Origin of the sequence: Methylocella silvestris (genome assembly GCF_002891535.1) — a bacterium.
Classification (GTDB): Bacteria; Pseudomonadota; Alphaproteobacteria; order Rhizobiales; family Beijerinckiaceae; genus Methylocapsa; species Methylocapsa silvestris_A.
Genome location: NZ_PDZR01000001.1, coordinates 23,010 through 44,202 on the forward strand (window position 1 = coordinate 23,010; position 21,193 = coordinate 44,202).

The following is a 21,193-nucleotide window of genomic DNA, read 5'->3' on the forward strand; positions in this document are numbered from 1 at the left end:
CGTATCATGGTTTCAGAATGTTATTGCACCTCTCTTCGCCGTGCTACCCGAAGGGTCGCCGCCCTTTATGATGCGGCGCTCGAGCCGGTCGGCGTGAACATCGCTCAATTCGCGCTTCTGCGCGCCGTCGCCCGCAGTGAGCCAGTCGATTTGACCGAGCTGGGGCGGCGCACGGAGCTCGACCGCTCGACGATCGGTCGCAACGTGCGCGTGCTGGAGCGAATGGGGCTGATGACACTAGGGCGCGGCGAGGATCTGCGCGAGGCGAGCGTCTCGATAACGCAGCGTGGCCGCCAGGTGTTGGAGGAGGGCGCTCCGCTATGGGCCTGCGTGCAGCGGACACTCGAGGATCGTATCGGCGACGGCGCGGCGCGCGACCTGCGGTCTGTCCTGAACCATCTCTAATTTTTATCGTATTACGGGTATCTGCCCGCGGATGGAGGCTAAAGAATGACGCTTGCAAATGAAACGCTTGCTCCGCCGCCCGCGCCAACATCGCCCCTGGCGGCGGCGCTCGCCCGGCGCGGCGTCCACTATGGCTGGGTCGTCGCCGCCGCGACCTTCCTGACGATGCTGGTGACCGCGGGCGCCGTCGGCGCGCCGGGCGTATTGATCGGACCGCTGCAAAAGGAGTTCGGCTGGGCGACCGCCGATATTTCCACGGCGCTCGCCGTCCGGCTCATGCTGTTCGGGCTTATGGGTCCCTTCGCCGCCGCCTTCATGAACCGTTTTGGGCTGCGCCGGGTCGCCGCGGCCGCGCTGACGCTGATTGCTCTTGGCGTTCTCGGCTCTTTCATGATGACGAAGCTTTGGCATCTTCTTTTGTTTTGGGGCGTGATGGTGGGCTTTGGCACAGGCCTCACCGCCATGGTGTTCGCCGCGACCGTGGCGACCCGCTGGTTTTCGGCGCGCCGCGGGCTTGTGCTCGGATTGCTCACCGCCAGCGCCGCGACCGGGCAATTGGCGTTCCTGCCGCTGCTTGCCGAGCTCACGGAAACGATCGGCTGGCGCGGCGCGCTCGTCTTCGTCCTTGCGGCGCTGCTGCTCGCGGCGCTCGCCGCGCTGACGCTGCTGCGCGACTGGCCGGCCGACGTCGGCCTCGCTCCCTTCGGGGCGACCGCTATCGTCCCACCGCCCGCCGAGCCGGCAAGTCTTGGCGCCATGCTAGCCTCGCCCCTGCTCGTGCTCAGGGAAGCCGCGCGCTCGCACACATTCTGGGTGTTGTTCGGCGCTTTCTTCGTCTGCGGCGCCAGCACCAACGGCCTCGTCCAGACGCATTTTATCTCGCTCTGCGGCGACTATGGCATGGCGGCGGTGACGGCGGCGAGCGTGCTCGCGATGATCGGCGTATTCGATTTCGCCGGCACTGTCGGCTCGGGCTGGCTGTCCGACCGCTACGACAGCCGCTGGCTGTTGTTCTGGTATTATGGGCTGCGCGGTCTTTCTCTGCTGTATCTGCCTTTTACCGATTTCACCTTTTACGGCCTCTCGCTGTTTGCCGTGTTCTATGGCCTTGACTGGGTCGCGACGGTGCCGCCGACGATCAAACTCGCGGCGGATCGCTTCGGCGACAAGGCCAACCTCGTCTTCGGCTGGATCTTCGCCGGCCATCAGCTCGGCGCGGCCTCCGCCGCCTATGGCGCGGGTTTCAGCCGCACCGCCTATGCGAGCTATCTGCCGGCGTTCTTTGTCGCCGGCGCGCTCTGCCTCATCGCCTCGGCTTTCGTGCTCACCCTGCGCGACGCCCGGCTGCCGATGCGCGCGCGAGCGGTAGCTTGAGGCGTTGGCCACAGCAATGCGGCCCGGAGTGTGAAACTCCGGGCCGCAAATCTTTCGCCTAGATTTAAAAAGCCGGCTTGTTAGCCGAACTGGTTCATCGTGTTGTGGGCGCCGCCGGCCTTCAAAGCCGCCTCGCCGGCGAAATATTCCTTGTGATCGTCGCCGAGGTCCGAGCCCGCCATGTTCTGGTGCTTGACGCAGGCGATGCCCTGACGGATCTCCTGACGCTGAACACCGAGGACATAGCCAAGCATGCCCTGCGCGCCAAAGTACTCCTTCGCCAGATTGTCGGTCGAGAGCGCGGCGGTGTGATAGGTCGGCAGCGTGATGAGGTGGTGGAAAATGCCGGCCCGCTTCGCGCCGTCCGCCTGGAAGGTGCGGATGCGCTCATCGGCTTCGATCGCCAGGGGCGTGCCGTCGTAATCGACGCTCATCAGAGCGGCGCGATCGTAGGCGGACACGTCCTTGCCCTCGGCCTTCCATGCGTCATAGACCTGCCAGCGGAAATTCAGCGTCCAGTTGAAGGACGGCGAATTATTGTACACGAGCTTGGCGTTGGGGATGACCGCGCGGATGCGGTCGACCATGCTGGCGATCTGCTCGACATGGGGCTTTTCGGTCTCGATCCACAGAAGGTCGGCGCCGTTCTGCAGCGAGGTGATGCAGTCGAGCACGCAACGATCCGCGCCGGTGCCGGAACGGAACTGGTAGAGGTTGCTGGCGAGGCGCTTCGGCCGCAGCAGCTTGCCGTTGCGGTTGATGATGACGTCGCCATTATGGGCGTCGCCGGGCGCGACTTCCTCGCAGTCGAGGAAGGCATTGTACTGGTCGCCGAGATCGCCCGGCGCGTGGCTGACGGCGATCTGCTGGGTGAGGCCGGCGCCCAGCGAATCGGTGCGGGTGACGATGATGCCGTCTTCGACGCCGAGCTCGAGGAAAGCGTAGCGGCAGGCGCGCACCTTGGCGAGGAAGACCTCATGCGGCACGGTGACCTTGCCGTCCTGATGGCCGCACTGCTTTTCGTCCGAGACCTGATTTTCGATCTGAAGCGCGCAGGCGCCCGCCTCGATCATCTTCTTGGCGAGCAGATAGGTCGCTTCCGCATTGCCGAAGCCGGCGTCGATGTCGGCGATGATCGGCACGACATGCGTCTGATGGTTTTCCGCAGCCGCCAACAGCTCCTGCGCCTTGGCGTTGTCGCCAGCCTTGCGGGCGGCGTCGAGGGCGCGGAAAATGCCGCCGAGTTCGCGGGCGTCGGCCTGACGCAGGAAGGTGTAAAGCTCTTCGATCAGGGCCGGAACCGAGGTCTTTTCATGCATCGACTGGTCGGGCAGGGGGCCGAATTCCGACCGCAGCGCGGCGACCATCCAGCCGGACAGATAGAGATAGCGGCGGTCCGTCGTGCCGAAGTGCTTCTTGATCGAAATCATCTTCTGCTGGGCGATAAACCCATGCCAGACGCCGAGCGACTGGGTGTAAAGGGCTGAATCGGCATCATAAGCGGCCATGTCTTTGCGCATGATCGCGGCCGTGTATCTGGCGATGTCGAGGCCGGTCTGGAATCTATTCTGCAGTCGCATGCGGGCCACAGCTTCGGGGTCGATGCCGTCCCAGGTTCCCTTATAGCTCTCGATGAGCTGCTTCACCTCTGTGATATTTTTTTGATAATCACCCGGTTGCGCCGTCTTGATCGGGCCTTGATAGGTCATTTGCGTCTGCCTTGTTCAGTCGAAGACATTTGTGAGGCACCCCTACCACAGCAAATCCCTGTCTGTGCAGAGGGAGCGAAGCAAAGATGTCATACTTTACAAAAAATGATTGTAATGCTGTAAAGATTGTACACACGGCGCCAGGCCCGCAAACGCGGAGCCTTCGAAATTGCGCGGAGCCTTCGAAAATGTCCAATGTTCGCCCCGTCTTCATGGGCCCACGCCTGCGCCGGCTGCGCCGCGATCTTGGCCTCACCCAGGCCAATATGGCCACAGACCTCGATATTTCAGCCTCTTACGTGGCTCTGCTGGAGCGCAATCAGCGCCCCTTGACCGCCGACATGCTGCTGCGCCTCGCTCGCACCTACAAAATCGACATGAGTGACCTCGCCGGAGACAGCCCCGCCGAATATACGGGCCGCCTTCAAGCCGTCTTGAAAGATCCGATGTTCTCGGACATCGACATGCCGCCGCTCGAAACCGAGGACGTCGCCACCAGCTATCCCGGCGTCACGGAAGCGCTGCTGCGGCTCTATCTTGCCTATAAGGAAGAACAGATGGCGCTGGCCGATCGCGGCGCGGAGGGGCGCAGCGGCGGCGACCGCGGCGCGGACGCGCCGGACCCTGTCGCTGAAGCCAGGCGCTTTCTCGCCGCCCGCCGCAACAGTTTTCCGGGCCTCGACAACGCCGCCGAGCGCCTCGCCCAAACGGTGAGCGGGCGCTCCGGCGTCATCGGCCATTTGCGCGCCCGGCACCATCTGGGCGTCCGGCGTCTGCCCTCCGAGGTCATGGTCGGTTCGACGCGGCGGCTCGACCGCCATCGCGACGAGATCCTCCTCGACGATTCGCTGGACGCGGCGAGCCAGACCTTCCAGCTGGCGCTTCAGCTGATCTATCTCGAAATGGCGGATGAGATCGACGCCGTGCTGAGGGAAGGCAGCTTCGCCACGCAGAGCGGCGAGCGCCTGACGCGACGGGCGCTGGCAAGCTACGCCGCCGCCGCTTTGATCATGCCCTATTCTGCCTTCGCCAGGGCGGTCGAAGCGCGGCGCTATGACGTCGAGGCGCTGGCGCGCCAGTTCGGCGCCAGCTTCGAGCAGACGGCGCATCGGCTGACCACCTTGCAGAAGCCGGGGCAGGAGCGGGTGCCTTTCTTTTTCATTCGGGTCGATCCCGCCGGCAATGTGTCGAAGCGGCTGGACGGCGCCGGCTTTCCCTTTGCCCGTCACGGCGGCGCCTGCCCGCTCTGGTCGATCCACAATGTGTTCCGCACGCCGCGCCAGATTGTCACCCAATGGCTGGAATTGCCCGACGGCCAGCGCTTCTTCTCGATCGCCCGCACGGTGACGGCCGGGGGCGGGGCCTATGGCGCGCAGCGCGTCGAGCGCGCCATCGCGCTCGGCTGCGCCGCCGAACACGCCGGCCAGCTGATCTATACGCAGGACCAGCCTGACTTCAGCGCGGTTGCGGCGACGCCGATCGGCGTCACCTGCCGCCTCTGCCACCGCACCAATTGCACCGCGCGATCGGCGCCGCTGATCGGCCGTCAGGTGCTCCCCGACGATTACCGGCGCGCCAGCGCGCCCTTCGGCTTTTCCGATAGTTGACGCGCCGCTCTTCGGCCCAAGCGGAACCGTGACGTGACAGCGGCGGATTTCGTCACTATCGGTGATCTCCCCACGCGAAAATTTTACAGGGAGGCGCGAATGACGCTTTGGGCCCGGATAGACTATGGCGGACGAGCCCGAGTCGGCGTCGTCGAGGGGGACACGATCTTTCTCCATGAGGGTGGCGGCCTTTTCGACAGCGGCGCAAGGACCGGCGAGATCGCCCCCGTGGCCGAGGCGCACTGGCTGACGCCGACGACGCCGACCAAAATGGTGGCGCTATGGAACAATTTTCACGCCGCGGCGGAAAAGAACGGTTGGGCGATTCCGGCCGAACCGCTGTATTTCATCAAGACGCCCAACTCCTTCAACGCCCACGGCCAGCCGATCCGGGCGCCCGGCTCCTATGACGGCCGCGTCTTCTACGAGGGCGAACTCGGCGTTGTCATCGGCAAGACCTGCAAGGCTGTCCCTGTTGAGTCCGCCAGCGAGTATATTTTTGGCTACACCGGCGTCAACGACGTCACTGCGCTGGAGCTGCTGCAGCGCGACCCCTCCTTTCCGCAATGGACCCGCGCCAAGAATTTCGACACGTTTGGGGTGTTTGGTCCCGTGGTGGCGACCGGGCTCGATCCGACGGCCTTGAGGGTCCGCACGCTGGTCAATGGACGCGAGCGGCAGAACTATGGATTGAATGATGCGATCTTTGGGCCGGCGGAGCTGGTCAGCCGCATCTCGCACGATATGACGCTGGAGGCCGGAGACATCATCGCCTGCGGCACGTCGCTTGGCGTGTTGCCGATGAAATCCGGAACCATGATCGAGGTCGCGATCGACGGCGTCGGCGTGTTGCGCAATCAATATGTGTGAGCGCGACGCCGACCGATCGGGCCGCCTACAAGCCAAGACACAACTGGAGCGTCTCGCTCTCCTGTGCGAAATCCAGCGAGGACAATGACACGCCGAGAAGCCGGACGCCCTTGTCGCAGGGAAACAGCGGGGTGAGGAGGTCAAGGCTTTGGCGCATGAGCTCGGCGCGTGTTGCAAACGGCGTCATGCCGGTCCGGCTCCGGGTGATTTGCTGAAAATCGGCATATTTGACTTTGAGGGTCAGAGTCCGGCCATGCGCGCCCGCGTTCTCGCTATGGCGCCAGACCTTGTCGACAATCGGCTCCATCGCTTCGCGCGCCGCTTCAAAGGTGAAAAGATCAACGAAGAATGTATTTTCGGCGCCCATGGATTTGCGAATGCGGTGGGCGCGAACCGGCCTTTCGTCGACGCCGCGCGCGACGCCATAATAATAGGGTCCGGCTTTGCCAAATTGCTGTTGCATGAAGGCCATCGACTGCGCCTTCAGGTCGAGGCCCGTCTCAATGCCGAGCCGCTTCATCTTGGCTGCCGTCGCCGGGCCGACGCCATGAAATTTTTGTACCGGCAACGCCTCGACAAAGGCCGCTCCCATCTTCGGCGTGATCACAAATAATCCATCGGGTTTGCGATGGTCCGAGGCGAGCTTGGCCAGAAATTTGTTGTAGGAGACGCCGGCGGAAGCTGTGAGATTCGTCCGTTCGCGGATTTTCGCGCGGATCTGCTGCGCGATCTCGGTCGCCGAGACCGCCCCATGCAGAGTCTCGCTGACATCGAGATAGGCTTCGTCGAGCGATAGCGGTTCGATGATTGGCGTATATTCGGCGAAGATCGCGCGCATTTCTTCCGAGACCGCACGGTAGACGTCAAAACGCGGTTTGACGAAAATCAGCTCCGGACATTTCCGTCGCGCCGTGACCGAGGGCATCGCCGAACGCACGCCGAATGCGCGCGCCTCATAGCTCGCCGCGGCGACGACGCCGCGCTGGCTCGAACCGCCGACGGCGACCGGCTTGCCGCGAAGCTCCGGATTGTCGCGCTGTTCGACCGATGCGAAAAAGGCGTCCATGTCGATATGGATGATCTTGCGTCGCTGTGCGGGCTCCATGATCAGATCCAGAAATCGGCAGGCCGGCCTCCATTTTAGACCATGAGGCCGCCCGATCAACCGGGCCGGCCGCCGAGCCTTTGCGCGCGATCGGACGGCTCCGGGTTTCAGGCCTCGGCCGTCTCCGCGATTTTGCCTAAAATTGGAAGACGGCAGAGGAGTGTTTTGCCGCGCCGCCGGATCGCGCCATGCTCCTCGAGAACGCTGAAGGCGACGTTGACTTTAGGCCGGCTCGCGCCAATCAATCCGCCGATCTCGGACTGCGTGATCTGCAGCGTCAGCTGCATTTCGGCGCAAACCGGTCCGCCGGCGCTGAGGAGGCGCAAGAGGAGCCGCGCCAGCCGCGCCTCGATCCGCTGCAAGGCCAGCGTCTCCAATTGCTCGCTTGTGTCGCGCAGGCGCCCGCACAGAAACTGGATAACGCCCATCGCCATCTGGGGCCGGCTTATCAACAATCGGTTCAAGTCGGCGCGGCCAAGCGCGAACGCTTCCGAGATGCAAAGAGCGGTGACGTCGGCGCTGCGGCGGCGATTGTCGAGGACGCCGATCTCGCCGATCGTGTCGCCGGGGACGGCGATCCGGAAAGCAAGTTCGCGCCCTTCGACCGAACAAACCGAAATGCGCAGCTGGCCGGCGGTCACCAGCAGCACTTCGTCGGCGGGGTCGTTGCGTTGAAAAATGAGCCGTCCGGCGTCAAAGCGCCGTCGGCGCAGCAGGGGCGCGAGCGCGGCGCTGTCGGCGGCGTCGAGCAGACCGAACAAGGGAAAACGCACCGTGTCGGGGGAAAGCGGCGCAACCATGATGGCTCTCAAGCTGAGACAGCGCCTCGACCCTTGCCGTCGCGCGGAGGGCAGGACGGTGGAACGCGGAAATTATAGCAAAACCTTCATCACACGCCAGTGCTTCTGCATCATGCGGAAGCTCTGGGCGTCAACTGCGTGTTCGGACAATGGCGAGCGGCCGGACGCAAAGATCGCCCGGCCGCGGCCGCCGTGATTATTTGAGTTGGAACAAGGGGCCCTTGGCCGCCGGGAAGGCGTCCGTGTTCAGAACCTGAATCCCGGCCTTGTGGACGCCGTTGAACGGAGTGATGGCGTCGGAACAATTGGCCTTTTTGGCGTCTTCCGGCGAATTGAACCACAGGCCGAGATGATAGGTGTGGATCGGCGCGGTCTTGACCCCCACCGTTGCGTCGGGGAAGGGAGGCGTCAAATGCACCTGCGGCGGCGGCGTGACGGCGCCGGGCGAGACAATGAAGGTCTCGACATTGAAGCGGCCGACGAAATTGCCGACGCCAATGCCCTTGTCGTCGGTGACGATGTCGCCGACATACCAGGCTAATCCGAAGGGCGCGTTCGGGACCTGAATCGTGAACAGGTCGAAATCCGTGTTCGGCGGCAGGCCGCGAACGAGAACTTCAAGATTTTCGAAATCGCCAAAGCTGTGGTCGATGACGGTGGCGCGCGCATTTTTCAGGCAGGTCGCGGCCCCCGGCGAGGGCGCCATCGTGAAGGTGATTGTCTGCGACGCCGGAGCGGCGACGGCAGGAGTTAGCAATGCAAGCGCCGCGGCGGCGGCAAATCCAAGGGTTTTCATCTCAGGTCTCCACTGTTGGGGTATCGAGGCCCTGATCATCCGGCGCCCTTGCCCGCGCCGCTGTTACCCGGGGAACAGTTGTGCAAATCCGTGATTCTGACTTGCTCGCGCGGCTGAAATCGAGCCGATCGCCGCGCGTTGCCTGTTTGCTTTGAGTTCGCTTGCCGGCCGCGCCTCATAAATTTCCCGCCGACGCCGATCGGCAATGCTATTTAGCTGACATGACGCGCATCTCGTTCGCCTCTGCCGCGCAGATTGTCGGCGCCATCTTCCTTCTCGCCGTTGGGACGCTGTGGTCGATTGACGCCGGCGGCGTCCGCGGCGTCCTGCGCGAAAACGCGCTCGACCTGGAGCTGCCCTATTCGGATGCGGCGGCGGCTCAGCCTCTTGTGGTCGTCGACATTGACAGCGACGCGCTGCGCCGCCACGGCCCCTGGCCATGGAGCCGCGCGCTGCTGGCTCGCCTTGTCGACGCACTGTCCGGCGCCGGCCCGATCGTCATCGGCCTCGACATGCTGCTCGATGGAGACGACAGGCTGTCGCCGGCGTCTGTCGCCCGGCGCCTCGCTGCCGAGACCGGCCGCGCCGATCTTGCCGCCATCGCGCGCGAGCTTGCCGACGGCGACGCCGAACTCGAGCGGGCGCTTGCGCTTACGCCCTCCGTGCTGGGCGCCGTCTTATCGCAGGAGCCGACGTCGCCCTACCGAAACGCTGCGCCCATTCTTGCGCGCGGCGCGCTGCGCCTGCCTGATATCTGGCGCGCCGCGGCGGTGATCGGCCCGTTCCCGGCGCTGGCGGGCGCCGCCGCCGGCATCGGGCTCATCGTCTTCGAAAATGATCCGGACGGCGTCGCGCGCCGCACGCCATTGCTCGCGTTCGCCGGCGGCGTCCTTGCGCCCGGCTTCGCCGTCGAGGCGCTGCGCGTCGCGCGCGAGGCTTCGACATTGATCATCGAAGATGCGCCGATGCGCCTGCAGATCGGCGATCGCGCCGTCGCGCTGGGGCCGAACGCCAGCTTGCGTTTTCGCGCGTCGCCGCCGGACGCCTGGAACCGACGCACGCTGTCGGCCGCGGACATTCTGGACGGGGGCTTTGATGCGGGCCGGATCAGAAATGCGATCGTTCTTGTCGGCAGCAGCGCCCCGGAAGTCGGCATTCTTCGGCGCACCGCCGCGGCCGAAGCCGCGCCCGCCGTGCAGATCGAGGCCGACGCAATCACAACCCTGATGTCGGGAGCAATTGCGACGCGACCCGCCATTCTCGCGCCGATCGAGACAGCAGGCGCGGCGCTGCTCGGCCTGTTTGCCATCGCCGCCGGATCCTGGCTTCGGCCGATGCGCGGCCTCCTCGTCGTCGCCGGCTTGCTCGCATGCTGGATCGGCCTCGCGGCAGCGTTCCTGCGCTGGGGCAATCTGTCGCTGGATCCGGCGGGTCCGCCGGCCCTGGCGGCGCTCCTCTTTACAGTCTCCGCACTGGCTGGGGCCATCCGAACGGAGCGCCGCGAGCGTCGCCTGCGCGGCCGCTTCGAGCAGCATCTCGCTCCCGCCATCGTCGCGCGCATCCTCGCCAGCCCCGACGCCTTGCGCCTTGAGGGCGAAACGCGCGAAGTGACGGCGATATTCACCGACATCGAGGGCTTTACCGCCATGTCGGAGCGGGCGGCGCCGCGCGATCTGATCGCCCTTCTCGACGCCTATTTCCAGATGCTCGCCGACATCATCGTCGAACATGGCGGCATGGTCGACAAAATCGTCGGCGATGCGATTCACGCGCTTTTCAACGCCCCGCTCGATCTGCCCGATCATCCGCAGCGGGCCGTCGCATGCGCGGTCGCGCTCAGCAAAGCCTGCGCGGCGTTTCGGAGCCGCCCGGAGGCGCGAGCGCTCGGTCTTGGCCGCACGCGGATCGGACTTGAGACCGGCCCGGTGATCATCGGCGACGTCGGCGGCAAGCGCAAACTCGACTATACGGCGCATGGAATGGCGATCAACACGGCGGCCCGGCTCGAAGCGGCGAATAAGGAGCTCGGGACGACGATCTGCATCGGTCCGATCGCCGCCGCGCGGCTTGCGCCCGGAACCGCGCGCTCGGTCGGGCGTCTGAAGATTCGCGGCCGCAGCGAGGAGATCGAGGTGTTTGAGCCTGAGCCTAATAAGTGCTGAGCATGGCGTCGTTGGCGCGTTCGAAAGGCCAGCGCCGCACCGCTGTCGGCTTGTCGCCCGGCCGTTTGACCTCGGTTCCTTCGCCGGCGGTCAGCCGCAGCGTCACGCCGCCCGCGGTAAAATCGACGATCCCGCGTTCGACGAAGACGCCGAACGTTCCGTTGCTCGGCCCCGCGAAAAACCGGGTGCCGCGCACGGCGATGAGGCCGAACGGCGAGCGCAGGCGCAAGTCGATAGGCCCCGCTTTTTCCTCGTGATCGACGACCACCGCCCCGGAATCAAAGGTCAGTTCGCCGCCTGCGCTGGAAAGAAATTTATCGACGCGCAGCCGCGTATTCGCGCCAAGCCGCACGCGCGTCGCGCCGCCAAGAAGCATGACGAGGCGCGCCGTCGCGCTGGTGCTGACAAGGTCCCCGACGAAAATATCGGCGCCGGCGGCGAGCGGACGGGTCGCGCCGCGAATCTGGGCATGGGCTTCGCCGATCGAGGTTTCAACGAGGCCGACGGAGCTGGCGGCCAGGGCCGCCGAGGCGCACGCGCTGACGCAGGCCAGCCCTCCCAAAAAGCTGCGGCGATCCGCTAAAAGCGAAGCGGGAGATCGTTGCGACGGGCGCGCTGACAGGATCTTCACCGAAAAAACCTATCGAACGCCCCATTATGCGTCAATAGATACGCTGGATCCTCCGGAGCATGAGGCGGCGCCTTCGCTCGGCGGTTTTCGCATAACATCGGTCGCAAATTTATCGATAGAGACGGATTTGAATTTTCAGATGCAACGCCAAAATTTTCCGTCAAGAATCCTCCGGCCCGTGACTCGGCTGCTGCGTCGTTTCCGGAGCGGGTCGATCGTCATGAGATCGGAGCGTCAGGCCATGGTTCAGGCGAGCGCCAGGGTTTTCGGCGCGGTATTGCTGGCCGGCGCCCTGACCTCCGGGCGATCGTCGTCGGCGGCCGATGCGATCACAAGCGTCTATACCAATTTCGACGCCGACAAGTGCCGTCACAAGGCAGGCGTCGAACCGGAGGGTTACGGCGTCTGGCGCTGCCCCGGTTACAAGGGGTCGCCAGTGCTGTTGAGCGCGGGCGATCAGCGCATGTATGTCAGCTACGGCCAAGGGTCGGGCGGCGATTTCGCCGCGTCGCAAACATTTCCAGGTTTCAACGATGTCTATAAAGGCGCTGTTGAATGGAGACTGGAGAAGATCGCAGCAGGCAAGCGCCGCCCGCTCGCAACCATTTTGCGATGGAATGTCATGACTGCGAGCGACGTCGAGGGCGCGACGGGACCGGCCAAGGCGACGGGCCGCGTCCTCGTCGTCACCCGTCTGGGACCAGGAGGGGTTTGTCACATTGGCTATGTCGACGCGCGCGCCAATCCGGACGCGAATCAGCTGGCGCGCGAAATCGCCGACGAACACGCCCGTTCGTTCCGATGTGGCAAGGACAAGCGCATTGTGCGCGGAATCGTCAGCCCGGGGCTCGCCATGCCGCGTGATCCGGAGTGAGCGAACGCTGACGCGACGCCGGGCCGCGCAATGGCCTCCTCGAAAAGTTAGGATATAAGCGGGGGCGTCGCGGCGTCCTTTGGCGTCGCGCGGCCGGAGGCGCGTTTTCACCCGGCGCAAGGCTGGCCACAGCTTGAACCGCGATTGCCTTGATCGCGCTCAAGCTTACGCCGATCCGGGCCGCCTATTGTCCTTTGCCGTGAATCTCAAAGCCTTTTGTGGAGGAAATCTCAATGTTCGATACTCTGCCGCCCGGGCGCTCTGGGCGCGGCGCCGTCGCCGGCTTTGCCATTCTGATGGCGATTTGCGGCGCGCCGCTTCACCCGGCCTTTGCGGCCGCCGATGCGGCGAAGGGCGAGATCATCGCCAAGCGCTGGTGCGCGGCCTGCCATGTGACCGCGCCTGACCAGACGACGGCAAATACAGAGGCGCCAAGCTTCGCCTCGATCGCGGCGCGAACGACTTCGGCGGCCTCGCTCAAGGCCTTCCTGACCGATCCGCATCCAAGGATGCCGAATATGAGCCTGACGACGGACGAAATCGCCGACATCGTCGCCTATCTGCTGAGCCAGCGCCGGCCGTGAGGCCCGCCTCGCGCGCATCGGCGGTCTCAGGCTTCATCCTTTCCAAAAATTTTTGCATCGAAATACGACCGTAGGCGTTGCCATTTCGGTTTGGCGTTCGCGCCCGCGGCCCTGCGATTGCGAGCCGGGAAGGGGAGAGTGGAATGAAGCTGAGGCTCGGATGCGAGCTGGCCTACAAGGTCCTCGCGGAAACGGTGTTTATCTTCAACGTCGAGGTCGCTTTCCTGCAGCGGCATCTGAACCTCAAAGATCAGCTGCTGTTCAACCCGCCTCTGCCATACCGGACCTATCAAGTTCCAGATCTGAGGAACCGCTACACGCAGATCGTCGCCCCCGTCGGCGATCTTCACTTGTCCTATACCGCCGAGGTTGAGCTCGATATCTGCCGCGTCGATCCCGCGAGCGTGCATGAAATGCCGGTCAAGAATCTGCCTCTCGATATTCTGCCCTATCTGCTGCCAAGCCGCTTTGTGCCGTCCGATGAACTCGCGACTTTTGCGATGCGCGAGTTTGGCGCCTTTCCCCATGGCCACCTCCGCGTCGAGATGATCTGCGGCTGGATTTACAACAACATCGAATATCGGCGCGGCAGCAGCGACGCCAAGACGACGGCGACCGAAGTGCTTATCCAGCGCGCTGGCGTCTGCCGGGATTTTGCCCATCTTGGCATCTCGTTTTGCCGCGCGCTCGGGATTCCCGCGCGCTACGTGACCTGTTACGCTTACGGTCTCTCCCCGTCTGATTTTCATGCCGTGTTCGAGGCCTATCTCGACGGCCACTGGTGGCTGTTCGACGGGACAAGGCAGGCGGCGCTAGACGGCCTCGTGCGGATCGGCGTCGGCCGCGACGCAGCCGAAGTCGCCTTCACGACACCGTTCGGGCTGATTGAGCCCGGCCCAATCAAAATCTGGATCGAGAGGACCGACGGAGTGATGGAAACCGGCCCGCGAACGACAGACGCCATCCGAACCGAAGAGGACGCGCCCCATGCCGGGGCGGGCTGAGACTCCAACCGCTAAAACCTAGGTCAACGCGGACGTGGCGGCGGCGCGCAATTTGCCGCTCCGACGCGGTTCGGCTGCTTGTCGGGGCGCACGGGTTCAAGCCGCCTCCGGCGACGCGATCCGGCTAGAACGCTTTCGATCACATGGAGACATGTGGGCGATAAAAAATCGCTCGACATCAATAAGTTGGAGCATGTCCCGTCCGATGATCCCATCTGAACGGACATGCTCTAATGCTGCGTTCCATTTGCCTGAAGAAACGTCCCGGAGTTCCATGACTTGACGAAGTCCGCAGTCTCCAGAAGCTGCGTTTGCAATTCCTTGAGAGCAAACAAGTCGAGACACTCGGCTGATCCTGGCGCGATCAGCCCTGCATCATAAAGAAACTGTAGTCGATCCATCTTTGTGAGAAGCTTCTTCAAGATAAATGACGGAACAGTCATCGTCGCAAGCCTCTTCAATAATCATCCTCCGCGAGGAGGTTGAAAATCTCCCGCATTAATATATGTTCGTGTCTTGACTTTTCTATAGTTACTCAAACTTCTAAAATAAGCAACAGGAAAATATATACACATTCGTCTGCTACGATATTGATGAATATGGACATTCAATAGTTAGAAGAAATCTTCACCTACTCGGTTGATGCAGCTGGAGTAGGGACTCACAGATGCTTCGCGCGTCTCGATCGGTGAGGGGCAGGTCCCTGCCGCGCGCAGACGGCTGAGCTTCGCCGCGCGGGCTTTCGTTCGATTCGATCTGGATCGGAAAATGCATGGCGGAAAGGGCTTGTGCGCGAATTGGCGCGGGCGAAGCTTCCCTGCCAAATCAGAGCGCCGCGCAAAGAGTGCGTCCTGAATGTCTATGCTACAGGAGGTTGATATTTTCGCCTATGGCAGGAAATTATTGCCGATACCAGCTAAGCGTTATATATTAATTGCGCAAAAAACTACCGATCGGTCGTTATATCGACTAGTCTGTGCGTGAAGCTGGATGGAGCTGGGAGCGTCGCTTGCGATTTGATTTGCAACTTAAGTCCGTTCCTATCGCTGAGCCGCGACACGCGGCGGCGTTTCGCTCGAAGGAAAGAACGCCGGTACGACCCAAAGCAATGCATTCACCCTTGCGCGCGTTACTCTAAGCGGCGCGCCAATCTTTACAGGGGGTCCATTGCCGTGCAAATCTTGTTTTTATTATTCTCGGAAGATTGGCGCGGCTTGACTTATCTTGTGATTGCGGCCGGAGCGATCGGCTTCGGCGTGTGCTTATACTACTGGCGAAGCGGTATGATCCGCGTAAGCGATGACAAATCGCTCACGCTTTTCCCCCACAAGCTGACCATGAATGCGGACGGCGGGGGGCGTGTGCGGACCTTGACATTCTATGGCGTCAACGCATCGGCAAAAAATGCGCAGATCAGAAGCGCGATCATCACATCGGCGATCACCGAAACCTCTCTCTCCGTCGACATTGAGGCGCGACGGGCCGGCGGCGGCCGTGCGGCGTCAGCCGCGTCGCGGCTGATTTCTGTTCCGCCAGGCGCGGCGGGCCTGTCCGTACCTCCCGGCGCCCGGATCATGTTGATTGCCAAGTTTAATTGGCCCCTGGGGCTGTCGCCGGACGACTTCATCACTGGCTGGGGCTCATTCAGCCTCGTTGTCGAGGACGAGGCGCATCGATATGAACTCGCTTTTACGGAGAAGCAGCTTAAAGTCTTCTTTCCGGGAGCGAGAAACATTCAAGCAACGACCAACATAGCGGCAAGTCAATAAAATAGATGCCGGAATTTAGCACGGAAAGACTGCTTTTCTTGCGCCGCGTTGATTAAGGCGAGGGAAACGGAGCGCCGCTTATTCTGTTCCCACTCTAAAACCATGCATCAGGCAAAATTGGCATTGCTCCAGCGATGATGGTTTGCGGCGGCGTCGGCAGCGACAGCTTGTAGCAAAGAAGAATGGGCATCAACGTGACGGGCTCCGTCGTGCGGATGGCGATGACGCGTCCTGCCGAGAAAACGACGCGAGGCGCCGGCGGATTTGCCGGCTTTTGCGCGTCCGCCGCTTTTGACGCGTCGGGGCCGCGCAGCACGATATCCGGGCAGCCGCCCTTGCGGGCGCAAACGCCGCGCGCGGGCGTCAAAACCTCGTCGATTCCAGCATAGGCCAGCGTTTCCGGACGGCTGACCATGCCAAGATCGGCGCCCTTGCGCAGCAGGGCCGTGAAATAGGGATTCTGGCCGCCGTCCGAATAGACGGTGCGCACCGCCGCGCTGCCGAGGCCGATGAAGGAGGCGACCCGCTCCTGTTCGCGCGTGCGGCGGGCGACGGCGAGCGCCTCATTCGCCGGATCGCTCGAGGGCGCGAAGACATAGCGCCCGTTGACGACGCCGACGCCGAGCTCTTCGCCCGTCGCCTCGAAACGGTCAAAACCTTCCTTCAACTGCCGCCAGAAGCCGATGTTGGAATCGGCGCGGTAGCGCGCCATATTCTGCGCCGTCATCTTGAAGGGATAGGCTTGGAACTGGAAGGCGTTCTGGCCGCCGCGGAGCGCCTCGCGCGCGAGGGCGAAGATTTCGGCGACGCCCTTGTCGGTCATGGCGTAGCAGCCGGCCGAAGAGCAGGTGCCATGCACCATCAGCGCCGATCCCGAGGCGCCATGCGCCTTGTCATAGGCGTTGGGAAAGCCCGTGTCGAAGGACAGATAATAGGCGGAATTGGGATTCATTTGCCGTGGCCCGACCGAATAAAACCCTTCGGGCGACTGGCGGTCGCCCTGGGCGACCTTCGGGCCAAGCTTGCCGGACCAGCGGCAGATCGGAAAGCTCTTCAAAAGCACATAGCGCCCGCTGTGATTGCGCTTCCAGACCTCGATCTCCGATTCTTTCTTGAAGGCCCGCATCAGGATTGGCGCGTCCGGCGCCGTGTCGCGGGACTGCATCAGCGTCAGGGTCGCGGCCGGAATGGGCTGTTCGCTCTTTGGGGACGCGCCGGCGGGCGGGGCGGCCAAAAGCGACGCCACCAATAGGAGCAAGACCCAAATAGGGGTGGGCAGGGCGCCGAGCGCCGGCGCGCTCAAAGCCGCAAGGATCTTTACTCCGAGGCGCGATTGCATCCGATAACCCGCCGCTTTTCCATCCGCGCCGCTGCGCTGCCAACCGAAAACTTGGTTCATCTTTGCGGCGGCAATGCGGACAATCAGGGGCTGCAAACCCACGAAACCTAATCGCTCCGTGGTTAATCGTTCTATAACGGGCTGACCTGAGACGATCTCGCAGCGCCGACCGGCGACCGCGAAAAAACAGCGAATTCGCGCCCCGCGCCCTTCCGCGCGGACCTGAAACCATCGACAATCCGCACGCATCGCGAAGAGGCCGCGATCGGCGCCCTTGCGGGCCAGCGGGCGTCCGTGGTCAAAGGCGCAAAGTTCGGGTTTGGCGGGTCGCATGCTTGGTTCAGTAATCGCGTCGCATCTGGCGATGATCGTCGGGGTCGTCATGACCATCGTCATCGTGCCGAAGCTGGCGCGTCAGCGGCGCTCGGCGGCGAGCACCACCGCCTGGCTGATGGCCGTCCTGCTGATTCCCTGGGTCGGCATTCCGGCCTATCTGCTGTTCGGGGGCCGCAAACTCGGCGCCGATCTGATGCTGAAGCCGCCGCTCGCGAACGCCGCGCCGACGGTCAAGCTTCCGCCGGGCGACGCCGGGGCGGACCTTCTGTTGCAGAGCTACGGACTGCCGCCGGCGCGGGGCGGCAACAAATTCGCGCTCTGCGCCGACGGCGTCGAAATTTATCGTGATTTCATCGCCGTGATCGAGAGCGCCAACCGGCGCATCCATATGGCGAGTTTCATCCTCCACACCGATAAGGTCGGGACACCCATCATCGAGGCGCTGGCGCAGCGCGCGCGCTGCGGCGTCGAGGTGAAGCTGCTGCTCGACGGGTTCGGCTCCTTCTCGACCTCGAAGCGGGCGCTGGATCCGCTGCTGCGCGCTGGTGGCGAGGCGGCGTTTTTTCTTCCCGTCGGGCTGAAGACCTTCACCCGCACCAATCTGCGCAATCATCGCAAGATGCTCATCGCCGACGATTCGCGGGCCATCGCGGGAGGCGCCAATGTGGCGACGGACTATATGGGGCCGGAGCCGGACCCGAAGCGCTGGCGCGATCTCTCCTTTCTGATCGAGGGGCCGGCCGTGCGCGACTATGCGTCGATTTTCGCCGCCGACTGGCGCTTCGTCACCGGCTGCGCCGTCGATCCGCCGCCCCATCCCGCCGCCGCCGCGGGCGAGGCGGTGGTGCAGATCGCGGCCTCGGGTCCCGACGTGCCGGGCGATCCCGTCTATGCGGCGATCGTCTCCGCCGCTTTCTCCGCGCGATGGAGGCTGTGGATCGTCACGCCCTATTTCATCCCGCCGGACGGCCTTGCCGGGGCCCTCGCGCTCGCCGCCCATCGGGGCGTCGACGTGCGGATCTATGTGCCGGACCCGTCAAACCATTTCATCGCGGATCTCGCGCGCGGCCAGCCGCTGCGCGACGCGGCGGCGGCCGGCGTCAACGTCATCCGCTTTGTCGGCGGCATGGTGCACGCCAAGATTCTGGTCGTCGACGACGGGCTCGCCATGGTCGGCTCGGTCAATATCGATCCGCGCAGCCTGTTTTTGAATTTCGAGGCGAACGCCGTCGTCTACAGCCAGGCGGAAGTGGCGGCGGTCGCGATCTGGATCGAAAGCTTGCGCGACGAGACGCAAAAAGGCGTCCCGCCGGTCTCGGCCTTTCGAGACGCGATCGAGGGATTCGCCCGCACGCTCGATCCGCTGCTGTAATGGAAGTCGGCGGTCAGTTCGGCTCTTCGGCAGCCGCCGTCCGCTCGAACGCCGCCGCCATCGCGTCGTCGACTTTTTCCAGCCAGACGAATTCGAGTTTTTCGCGCGTGTCCTGCGGGATTTCGTCGTAGTCGCGCCGGTTGCGCGCCGGCAGCAGCACGCGCGTCAAGCCCGCGCGGGCGGCGGCGACAACCTTCTCCTTGATGCCTCCGACCGGCAGCACGAGGCCGCGCAGGCTGATCTCGCCCGTCATCGCCGTATCGTTGCGCACGAGTTTTCCGGTCAAAATCGAAACCAGCGCCACGAACATGGCGACGCCCGCGCTCGGCCCGTCCTTTGGCGTCGCGCCGGCCGGCACATGCACATGAATGTCGGTCTTGTCGAAGGAATCGGGATCGACGCCGAGCTCCCCGGCGCGGCTCTTGATAAGGCTCAAGGCCGCCTGCACGCTCTCGCGCATCACCTCGCCGAGCTGGCCGGTGAGGATCAGCTTGCCATGTCCCGGCGCCCTCGTCGCCTCGATGAACAGAATGTCGCCGCCGACGGGAGTCCAGGCAAGGCCGGTCGCAACGCCTGGCACGCTGAGTCGCATCGCGACCTCGTCCTCGAAGCGCTGCTGCCCCAACAGCTCTGTCAGCTCCGCGCGGGAGATATGCACATGGGTCGCCGAGCCGTCGGCGATGCGAACGGCGACATGGCGCAGCACGCGGCCGATCTCGCGCTCGAGATTGCGCACGCCGGCCTCCCGCGTATAGCCGCGGATGATTTCGATCAGCGCGTCGTCGTCGATTTCGGCCTGGTCGGGCTGAAGGCCATTGGCCTCAAGCTGGCGGCGCACGAGATAGCGGCGCGCGATCTCGAGCTTTTCGCGGTCCGTATAGCCGGTGAGGGAAATGATCTCCATGCGGTCGCGCAGCGGCCCCGGCACCGTGTCGAGCATGTTGGCGGTGGCGATGAACACTACGCGGGAGAGGTCGAAGGGGACGGCGAGATAATTGTCGCGAAAGGTCGAATTCTGCTCGGGATCGAGGACTTCAAGCATCGCCGAGCCGGGATCGCCATGGGCGCTCGCGCCCATCTTGTCGATCTCGTCGAGCATCATGACGCAATTGCGCGCGCCGGCCTTGCGGATCGCCTGAATGATATTGCCGGGAAGCGCGCCGACATAGGTGCGGCGATGGCCGCGGATCTCGGCCTCGTCATGGACGCCGCCGAGGCTGACCCGCACGAATTTGCGGCCCATCGCGCGCGCGATCGACTGGCCGAGCGAGGTCTTGCCGACGCCGGGCGGCCCGACGAAGCAGAGGATCGGCGCCTTGCCCTGCGGTGCGAGCTTACGCACGGCAAGATATTCGACGATGCGCTGCTTGATCCTGTCGAGCCCGAAATGATCGGCGTCAAGAATGCGGCGCGCCTCGCCGATGTCGATTGGGGCTTCCTCCGGCAGGCTCCAGGGAAGTTCGATCAGCCAGTCGATATAGGTGCGGATCATGCCATATTCGGCCGAGGCGTCCGGCATGCGCTCCAGCCGGCGCAATTCTTTGCGCGCGGCTTCGTCAACCTCCGCCGGCATCTTCGCCCGCGCGATTGCTTCGGTGAGTTCAGCGATTTCCTGCGCCTTGCCGTCGCCTTCGCCGAGCTGGCGCTGGATCGAGGCCATCTGTTCGCGCAGCAGCATCTCGCGCTGGCGTTCATCGAGGCTCACCTTGGTCTGGCGGCCGATCTCCTGCGACAGGCGCAGCACCTCGATGCGCTGGGCGAGCAGCTTGGCCACCATATCCATGCGGGCCCGGAGGTCGACGGTCTCGAGAATGTCCTGCTTTTGCGCCGGGCTCGCGTCCATATAGGCGGCGATGAGGTCGGTCAAAGCGCCGGGCGACGGCGCGCTGTTGACGGCGGCGATCAATTCCGGCGGCGTCTGCGGCAACAGCTGCAGCGCCTCCGACGCCTGCCCCTGTAGATGAACGAAGCGCGCTTCGATGTCGGGCGAACGCTCGTCCGGCTCCTCGATGAGTTTTACGCGCGCGGCGAGGAAGGGGCGCTCGCGTAAAAACTCTTCGACATGGAAGCGCTGCTCGCCCTGGCAGATCAGATGATGGCCGCCATCCTGCGCCGTGATATAGCGCAGGACATTGGCGACAACGCCGAAACGATGCATGTTGAGCGGACTTGCTTCGTCTGCGCCGGGCTCGCGCTGCATCAGAATTCCGACCGACCGCTGCTGCCGCACGGCCTCTTGCGCCGCGGCGATCGCGGTCGGGCCGTTCAAGACGACGGGCATGACGATGCCGGGAAACAGCACGAAGCCGCGAACTGGCACAAGGATCAGCGCGTCCTTGGCCGGATCGAGAGTCTCTCCCACGTCGGCTGAGTCGGGGGCGGCCGTGGCGGCGGCGTCGGCGGCAAAAACGGCGCGCCCAATGCGCGTCGGCGCGAAGCTTTCCATCCAATCCTCT

17 protein-coding genes are annotated in these 21,193 nt (G+C 63.8%); 10 read left to right on the top strand and 7 right to left on the bottom strand.

The window, feature by feature from the left end; genetic code table 11:
• Positions 1–6 precede the first annotated feature (6 nt).
• Both CR492_RS00105 and CR492_RS00110 read left to right on the top strand, forming a co-directional pair.
• Complete coding sequence (locus tag CR492_RS00105) at positions 7–405, top strand: MarR family winged helix-turn-helix transcriptional regulator (RefSeq protein ID WP_102841705.1); 399 nt, start codon at positions 7–9, stop codon at positions 403–405.
• Positions 406–450: 45 nt separating this feature from the next.
• A complete protein-coding gene (locus CR492_RS00110) occupies positions 451–1,779 on the top strand; it encodes an MFS transporter (RefSeq protein ID WP_245411908.1) in 1,329 nt (442 codons plus the stop codon).
• A gap of 80 nt (positions 1,780–1,859) precedes the next feature.
• Here the strand turns inward: CR492_RS00110 and CR492_RS00115 are convergent, their stop codons facing one another.
• On the bottom strand, positions 1,860–3,488 hold the full coding sequence (locus CR492_RS00115; protein WP_210200223.1) for an isocitrate lyase: 1,629 nt from the start codon (positions 3,486–3,488) through the stop codon (positions 1,860–1,862).
• Positions 3,489–3,676: 188 nt separating this feature from the next.
• Between CR492_RS00115 and CR492_RS00120 the strand changes: the two genes are divergently transcribed.
• Together CR492_RS00120 and CR492_RS00125 are read left to right on the top strand one after the other, a co-directional pair.
• Positions 3,677–5,095 (top strand): helix-turn-helix domain-containing protein, encoded by a 1,419-nt coding sequence (locus CR492_RS00120; protein WP_102841706.1) that lies wholly within the window; start codon positions 3,677–3,679, stop codon positions 5,093–5,095.
• Positions 5,096–5,194: 99 nt separating this feature from the next.
• Positions 5,195–5,965 (top strand): fumarylacetoacetate hydrolase family protein, encoded by a 771-nt coding sequence (locus CR492_RS00125; RefSeq protein WP_102841707.1) that lies wholly within the window; start codon positions 5,195–5,197, stop codon positions 5,963–5,965.
• Positions 5,966–5,990: 25 nt separating this feature from the next.
• Here the strand turns inward: CR492_RS00125 and dinB are convergent, their stop codons facing one another.
• From dinB to CR492_RS00145, 3 genes are all read right to left on the bottom strand, one after another.
• Positions 5,991–7,070: a DNA polymerase IV gene (gene dinB, locus CR492_RS00130; protein WP_102842281.1), complete on the bottom strand. Its 1,080-nt coding sequence runs from the start codon at positions 7,068–7,070 to the stop codon at positions 5,991–5,993.
• Between the two features lie 107 nt (positions 7,071–7,177).
• Entirely contained in the window at positions 7,178–7,870 is a 693-nt protein-coding gene (locus tag CR492_RS00135) for a Crp/Fnr family transcriptional regulator (RefSeq protein ID WP_102841708.1), read from the bottom strand.
• A gap of 196 nt (positions 7,871–8,066) precedes the next feature.
• Positions 8,067–8,666, bottom strand: a complete 600-nt coding sequence (locus CR492_RS00145; protein WP_102841710.1) for a hypothetical protein — start codon at positions 8,664–8,666, stop codon at positions 8,067–8,069.
• 221 nt (positions 8,667–8,887) lie between these two features.
• Here CR492_RS00145 and CR492_RS00150 point away from each other — a divergent pair, with 221 nt between their 5' ends.
• Positions 8,888–10,828, top strand: a complete 1,941-nt coding sequence (locus CR492_RS00150; RefSeq protein ID WP_146030118.1) for a CHASE2 domain-containing protein — start codon at positions 8,888–8,890, stop codon at positions 10,826–10,828.
• Here the strand turns inward: CR492_RS00150 and CR492_RS00155 are convergent.
• Positions 10,815–11,390 carry a FecR family protein gene (locus tag CR492_RS00155; RefSeq protein ID WP_102841712.1) on the bottom strand — a complete coding sequence of 192 codons (576 nt, stop codon included), beginning with the start codon at positions 11,388–11,390 and terminating at the stop codon, positions 10,815–10,817. The genes CR492_RS00150 and CR492_RS00155 overlap by 14 nt on opposite strands.
• A 310-nt stretch (positions 11,391–11,700) precedes the next feature.
• Between CR492_RS00155 and CR492_RS00160 the strand changes: the two genes are divergently transcribed.
• The 4 genes from CR492_RS00160 to CR492_RS00180 all read left to right on the top strand — a co-directional run bounded on the left by CR492_RS00160 (position 11,701) and on the right by CR492_RS00180 (position 15,690).
• Positions 11,701–12,333: a hypothetical protein gene (locus tag CR492_RS00160; RefSeq protein ID WP_245411909.1), complete on the top strand. Its 633-nt coding sequence runs from the start codon at positions 11,701–11,703 to the stop codon at positions 12,331–12,333.
• Positions 12,334–12,566: 233 nt separating this feature from the next.
• Positions 12,567–12,917: a c-type cytochrome gene (locus CR492_RS00165; RefSeq protein WP_102841713.1), complete on the top strand. Its 351-nt coding sequence runs from the start codon at positions 12,567–12,569 to the stop codon at positions 12,915–12,917.
• A 143-nt stretch (positions 12,918–13,060) separates the two neighbouring features.
• Positions 13,061–13,921 (top strand): transglutaminase-like domain-containing protein, encoded by an 861-nt coding sequence (locus CR492_RS00170; protein WP_102841714.1) that lies wholly within the window; start codon positions 13,061–13,063, stop codon positions 13,919–13,921.
• Between the two features lie 1,214 nt (positions 13,922–15,135).
• Positions 15,136–15,690, top strand: coding sequence for a hypothetical protein (locus CR492_RS00180; protein WP_146030119.1), 555 nt, complete (start codon positions 15,136–15,138; stop codon positions 15,688–15,690).
• 94 nt (positions 15,691–15,784) lie between these two features.
• On the opposite strand, the gene CR492_RS00185 is transcribed toward CR492_RS00180, so the two are convergent.
• Positions 15,785–17,029: a L,D-transpeptidase family protein gene (locus CR492_RS00185; protein WP_102842283.1), complete on the bottom strand. Its 1,245-nt coding sequence runs from the start codon at positions 17,027–17,029 to the stop codon at positions 15,785–15,787.
• A gap of 331 nt (positions 17,030–17,360) precedes the next feature.
• Between CR492_RS00185 and CR492_RS00190 the strand changes: the two genes are divergently transcribed.
• A complete protein-coding gene (locus tag CR492_RS00190) occupies positions 17,361–18,737 on the top strand; it encodes a phospholipase D-like domain-containing protein (protein WP_102841717.1) in 1,377 nt (458 codons plus the stop codon).
• Between the two features lie 13 nt (positions 18,738–18,750).
• On the opposite strand, the gene lon is transcribed toward CR492_RS00190, so the two are convergent.
• The gene (gene lon, locus CR492_RS00195; protein ID WP_102841718.1) at positions 18,751–21,183 is read right to left on the bottom strand and encodes an endopeptidase La; all 2,433 of its coding nucleotides are present in this window, start codon (positions 21,181–21,183) and stop codon (positions 18,751–18,753) included.
• Positions 21,184–21,193: the final 10 nt, after the last annotated feature.

Bases quoted from the DNA above. Each gene is read 5' to 3' on its own strand.
- CR492_RS00105 (WP_102841705.1), top strand. From the start codon at position 7: ATGGTTTCAGAATGTTATTGCACCTCTCTTCGCCGTGCTACCCGAAGG.
- CR492_RS00165 (WP_102841713.1), top strand. From the start codon at position 12,567: ATGTTCGATACTCTGCCGCCCGGGCGCTCTGGGCGCGGCGCCGTCGCC.
- CR492_RS00145 (WP_102841710.1), bottom strand. From the start codon at position 8,666: ATGAAAACCCTTGGATTTGCCGCCGCCGCGGCGCTTGCATTGCTAACT.
- CR492_RS00115 (WP_210200223.1), bottom strand. From the start codon at position 3,488: ATGACCTATCAAGGCCCGATCAAGACGGCGCAACCGGGTGATTATCAA.
- CR492_RS00125 (WP_102841707.1), top strand. From the start codon at position 5,195: ATGACGCTTTGGGCCCGGATAGACTATGGCGGACGAGCCCGAGTCGGC.
- CR492_RS00190 (WP_102841717.1), top strand. From the start codon at position 17,361: ATGCTTGGTTCAGTAATCGCGTCGCATCTGGCGATGATCGTCGGGGTC.
- lon (WP_102841718.1), bottom strand. From the start codon at position 21,183: ATGGAAAGCTTCGCGCCGACGCGCATTGGGCGCGCCGTTTTTGCCGCC.
- CR492_RS00170 (WP_102841714.1), top strand. From the start codon at position 13,061: ATGAAGCTGAGGCTCGGATGCGAGCTGGCCTACAAGGTCCTCGCGGAA.
- CR492_RS00185 (WP_102842283.1), bottom strand. From the start codon at position 17,029: ATGCAATCGCGCCTCGGAGTAAAGATCCTTGCGGCTTTGAGCGCGCCG.
- CR492_RS00120 (WP_102841706.1), top strand. From the start codon at position 3,677: ATGTCCAATGTTCGCCCCGTCTTCATGGGCCCACGCCTGCGCCGGCTG.
- CR492_RS00160 (WP_245411909.1), top strand. From the start codon at position 11,701: ATGGTTCAGGCGAGCGCCAGGGTTTTCGGCGCGGTATTGCTGGCCGGC.
- dinB (WP_102842281.1), bottom strand. From the start codon at position 7,070: ATGGAGCCCGCACAGCGACGCAAGATCATCCATATCGACATGGACGCC.
- CR492_RS00135 (WP_102841708.1), bottom strand. From the start codon at position 7,870: ATGGTTGCGCCGCTTTCCCCCGACACGGTGCGTTTTCCCTTGTTCGGT.
- CR492_RS00150 (WP_146030118.1), top strand. From the start codon at position 8,888: ATGACGCGCATCTCGTTCGCCTCTGCCGCGCAGATTGTCGGCGCCATC.
- CR492_RS00110 (WP_245411908.1), top strand. From the start codon at position 451: ATGACGCTTGCAAATGAAACGCTTGCTCCGCCGCCCGCGCCAACATCG.